This window comes from Stenotrophomonas sp. 3diitr2024 (assembly GCF_042136455.1).
Classification (GTDB): Bacteria; Pseudomonadota; Gammaproteobacteria; order Xanthomonadales; family Xanthomonadaceae; genus Stenotrophomonas; species Stenotrophomonas sepilia.
Map to the genome: position 1 here is coordinate 1 of NZ_JBHHMJ010000374.1, position 4415 is coordinate 4415.

2 protein-coding genes are annotated in these 4415 nt (G+C 65.2%); one reads left to right on the top strand and one right to left on the bottom strand.

Annotated elements, in window-relative coordinates; genetic code table 11:
• Positions 1–429 precede the first annotated feature (429 nt).
• Positions 430–3168, bottom strand: a complete 2739-nt coding sequence (locus tag ABGA94_RS09410) for a TonB-dependent receptor plug domain-containing protein (protein WP_375367115.1) — start codon at positions 3166–3168, stop codon at positions 430–432.
• Between the two features lie 170 nt (positions 3169–3338).
• On the opposite strand from ABGA94_RS09410, the gene ABGA94_RS09415 reads away from it, so the two are divergent.
• Entirely contained in the window at positions 3339–4358 is a 1020-nt protein-coding gene (locus ABGA94_RS09415; protein WP_375367116.1) for a cyanophycinase, read from the top strand.
• The last annotated feature ends 57 nt before the right edge of the window (positions 4359–4415 follow it).

The following is a 4415-nucleotide window of genomic DNA, read 5'->3' on the forward strand; positions in this document are numbered from 1 at the left end:
GTAGAGCCGAGCCTACGCTCGGCTCAGGGGGGTATCAGCAGAGCGTGGGCTCGGCTCTGCCAGGTTGCCTGTGCAATATGGACAAATTTTCACCACGCTTCGAAACGCCTGCGGTGCAATGCTCGCACCCACTTGTCCACACCAAGTTCCCATCGCTTTCCACGCGTGGTGTGGAAAACAACTGGAGGCGTGGGCAAAAAATCACCACGCCAGGAAATGCCTGCACCGCAACGCTCGAACCCACTTGTCCACACCAAGTTCCCATCACTTTCCACGCGTTGTGTGGAAAACCCTGGTGACCCGCTCTGGTTGCCGCTCACCTTGGTGGGCGCACGGCGAAACAGTGCCGGTGGGCATCTACCAGAGCCGCAAACAACAAGGCCCGCCAATGGCGGGCCTCGTCGTCCACGTGCTGCAAGGCGGCGCGCCTTACAGTGCGCTGCCACCGAACTTGTGGGTGTACTGCAGGTTGATCGTGCGGCCGACGCTGTCGAACCAGGACACGTCGTAGTACGGGTAAGCGGTGTAGGTACGGTCCTTCGGCGGCATCTTGTTGAACACGTTGACCACCGACAGCGACAGGCGCGAGTGGTCGTCGACGCGGTACTGCAGCGAGGCGTTGTAGCGATAGGTCGCCTTCACGTACGGGCTGTCGCCGCTGTCCCAGTCGAACACCTGGTCGTAGCTGTCCGAGGTCGGCAGCTTGCCCAGGCGCGAGCCGTACACCGTTGCCGACCACGCATCCTTCTCCCAGGTCACGCTCAGGCTGGTCTTGGTGCGCGGAATGTCGAAGCCACTGTTGACCGCGAACTGGTCTTCGGTGCGGTCGCCGGGGTAGCGCTGGAAATCATGCTTCTTCACCCAGGTGTGCGTGCCGTTGAAGATGAAATCGCCGATGCCCGTCTGCAGGCGATAACGCAGGCCGGCGTCGATGCCGGAGGTGGATTCGCGGGCGACGTTGATCGGCTCCACGCGCACGCCATACAGGCGTCCGTCGTTGCTGCGGGTGATGCGGGCGAGCGCGTCCACGCAGGTCGGCGAATTGATGTCGGCGCTGCCCAGGCGGCAGTTTGCTTCGTTGGCCAGGAGCGTGCGCACGTCCATGTCCTGCACCTGGTTGCGCATATCGATGTCAAACCAGTCCACCGACAGGTCCAGGCCGATCGCCGGTGACCAGACGAAGCCGGCGCTCCACGAGGTGCTGGTTTCCGGGTCGAGCTGGCGGTTGCCTGTGCGGCTGCGGATCAGGTTGCGCTCGTAATCGGAACAGTCGCTGGCCTCCTCGAGGCGGCAGGTGTACAGATCCTCGGCGCTGGTCTCGTCGTTGCCCGGTCCGGCAAACACATAGTGCAGGTCCGGTGCACGGAATGCGGTGCCGTAGGAGCCGCGCACCAGCAGGGTATCGATCGGGCGCCATTCCAGGCCGCCGCTCCAGGTCGCCTTGCCGATGCTGTGTCCGGAATAGCGGTACTGGTCGTAGCGGCCCGCCACGCTCAGGTTGACCGTGTCGTGCAGCGGCATGCGCAGCTCCGCAGCCGTCGCCCAGCGGTTGCGCGAACCCTTGCCGTCCGAATCCTTCCAGCTGTAGTAGTAGTACCCGGTCGCCAGCGGATCGGGGTTCAGAGAATAGGCCTGCTGGCCCACTTCCACGGTCGCGGCAAACCCGGCATCGCCACCGGGCAGTGCGAACAGTGCTGCGTTGGTCAGGGTGAAGGCGGCGGTTTCCGTGCGCGACTTCGGAGTGTAGGTGGTACGCGCGGCGATCGAGTCGTACTCGGCGCGGGTCAGTGGACGGTACAGGCGTGACGGATCGGCGTTGTAGACCGGGAAACCGTCGTCATCCACGCCCAGCTGCGGGCCGAGGAACAGGTCATTGGCCTTGGCGGCAATGATCTGTGCCCAGCTGATGCGCGACTGGTACTGCGAATGGCTCAACGCCGCTTCGTAATCCCAGTTGCCAATCAGGTTGCCCTTGAAGCCGGTGGTCACGCTGAAGGTCTTCTGAGTGCTGCGCACCATGGCGTTGCGCAGGCCGCCCATTTCCTCGGGCGAGAACTGGCGCTGCCAGAACTCGATCTCGCCAGTGGCTTCGTTGTTGAAGTAGCCCGACTCATCACCGTTGGCATCCATGCGGCCCCACTGGGTGACGTCGCGCATCAGCGACATCGTGTGGTAGCCGAGCTGCACGTCGGCGAACCACTGCTGGCCATTGTCGAAGTCGTAGCTCAGCGACGCGTAGCCGTTGGCGCCGCGGCGCTTGCTGAGGATGGTGCCGTAGCCGATCGAGCTGTCGCTGCCGCAGTAGTAGCCGTACTTCGGGCGGTAGGCACGATAGGTGCTGCCCTGGTTCTGGCCGGACAGCGCTTCGCAGGTGGCGGCGCCCGGGTCCAGGTAGTCATCGTTGTAGTCGGTGCGCAGATAGGCACGGCGCGCGATGCGCGAACCCTCGGTGGGGCCATCCCGGGTCGAGTCCTGGATGTCACGGTCATAGGCCCACAGCGGGGTCTGCGACTGCAGCTCGACGCTGTACACGGCGTTGAAGTTGCCACGGCTGAAACCGCTGGCCAGGCTCATGTCGAACGACTCGCCGCCGCCTTCGCTGGTGGTGCCCATGCGCATGTCGATCGTGGTGCCGTCGGCCTTCTTCTTCAGGATGAAGTTGACCACGCCGGCGATCGCGTCCGAGCCGTAGATGGCCGAGGCGCTGCCGGTCAGTACTTCGATGCGCTCGATCATGCCCAGCGGGATGTTGGAGACATCGGTGAAGTTGCTGCGGCCCTTGAACGGCATCGGGAAATCGGCAATACGCCGACCATTGACCAGCACCAGCGTGTGGTTCGGGCCCAGGCCGCGCAGGTCCACCTGCTGGGCGCCCGGCGAGAAGTCGGCGCCACTGGAAGACTGCTGGCTCTGCGTCTCACCGCCGTTCTGGGTCATTGCACGCAGCACGTCCGGCACGCTGGTGAAGCCACTGGAGCGGATCTGCTCGGCATTGATCACCGTGATCGGAGCGGGGCCTTCCACCTGGGCGCGCGGAATGCGCGAGCCGGTGACCTGCACCGCGTCCAGTTGTTGCACCGAAGAGGAAGCCGGTGCCTGGGCCGCCGCGGAAGCAGCCACGCCCATCAACGCCAGCTGGATCGACCACGCCATCGCCTGTCTACGCATGAGGAATTCTCGGAAATGAAGCCGGCCCGCAGAGGAGGGGCCCTGTCCCCCATTCAGACTTCCGGAATGGGCGCGCGCATTTAACGCCTTTTTCATGTCCTTGACTACTGGACCCCTATCTGGCAAAGAGTGAAAACGCTTGCAAGTCGATTTTGTTCAGGGAGATCAAGATGCGACGCCTCGACCGGACCCTGCCTGGCCCCTTCGCCTGGCTGGCGCTGCTGGTGCTGGCCTGGCCATTGGCCGCGCCCGCGCAGGACCTGCAGGGCCCCGGCTTCGCCTATTACGAAATCGGCGATCTGGAATCCCCGCGTCCCGGTCCGCGCGCGCCCGCCATGATGCTGATGGGCGGTGGCGAGTGGGTGCCGGAGGCCTTCCAGTGGTGGCTGAAGCAGGCCGGCAATGGCCGTGTGCTGATTCTGCGCGCCTCCGGTGGCGACGAACTGCAGGACCGCCTGTACCGCGAGATCGGCGGCACTACCGCAGTGCAGACCCTGGTCTTCGACAGCCGCCGCGGTGCCGATGATCCGGCGGTGCTGCGCGTGGTCGCCGCGGCCGATGCCATCTTCATTGCCGGCGGCGACCAGTCCCGCTATATCCGCTTCTGGAAGGGCACCGCACTCAACCGTGCACTCAACGCCCATGTGCGCGCCGGCAAGCCGATTGCCGGTACCAGCGCTGGCCTGGCCATCCTCGGCGGCTATGCCTATGGCGCCATGGATGGCGGCAGCATCACCTCGGCCGGTGCGCTGGCCGACCCGATGGGCAGTGCCGTGACCCTGGACAGCGGCTTCCTGCAGATGCCCTACCTGCAGCGCGTGGTCACCGACACCCATTTCGACAAGCGTGACCGGCTCGGTCGCCTGATCGTGTTCGTGGCACGTGCCGCCCAGGACAGCGGCGACCCTGACATCGTCGGCATCGGCGTCGATGAGGACACCGCCCTGTGCGTTGAGCCCGATGGCCGGGCCCAGGTCTACAGCGCATATGGCGAAGGCAAGGTCTGGGTGGTCAGCCCCGGCCGCGACGCCGACCGCCTGGTGGAGGGCGAGCCGCTGCGCTTCCATGCGGTGCCGGTGACGGTGGTCGCCAGCGGCAGCCGCATGCGGCTGGATGATTTCCAGGCCGAGGCCGATTACCAGGCCGTGGCCGACGTCAGCGACGGCGAGATTGAGTTCACGCTTCGGTAGTACCGGCCGCTGGCCGGCAACCCACCTTCCTGATGCGACCGGTGCCGGCCAGCGGCC

Excerpts from the sequence above, each read along its gene's own strand:
- ABGA94_RS09410 (WP_375367115.1), bottom strand. The coding sequence starts at position 3,168 with ATGCGTAGACAGGCGATGGCGTGGTCGATCCAGCTGGCGTTGATGGGC.
- ABGA94_RS09415 (WP_375367116.1), top strand. The coding sequence starts at position 3,339 with ATGCGACGCCTCGACCGGACCCTGCCTGGCCCCTTCGCCTGGCTGGCG.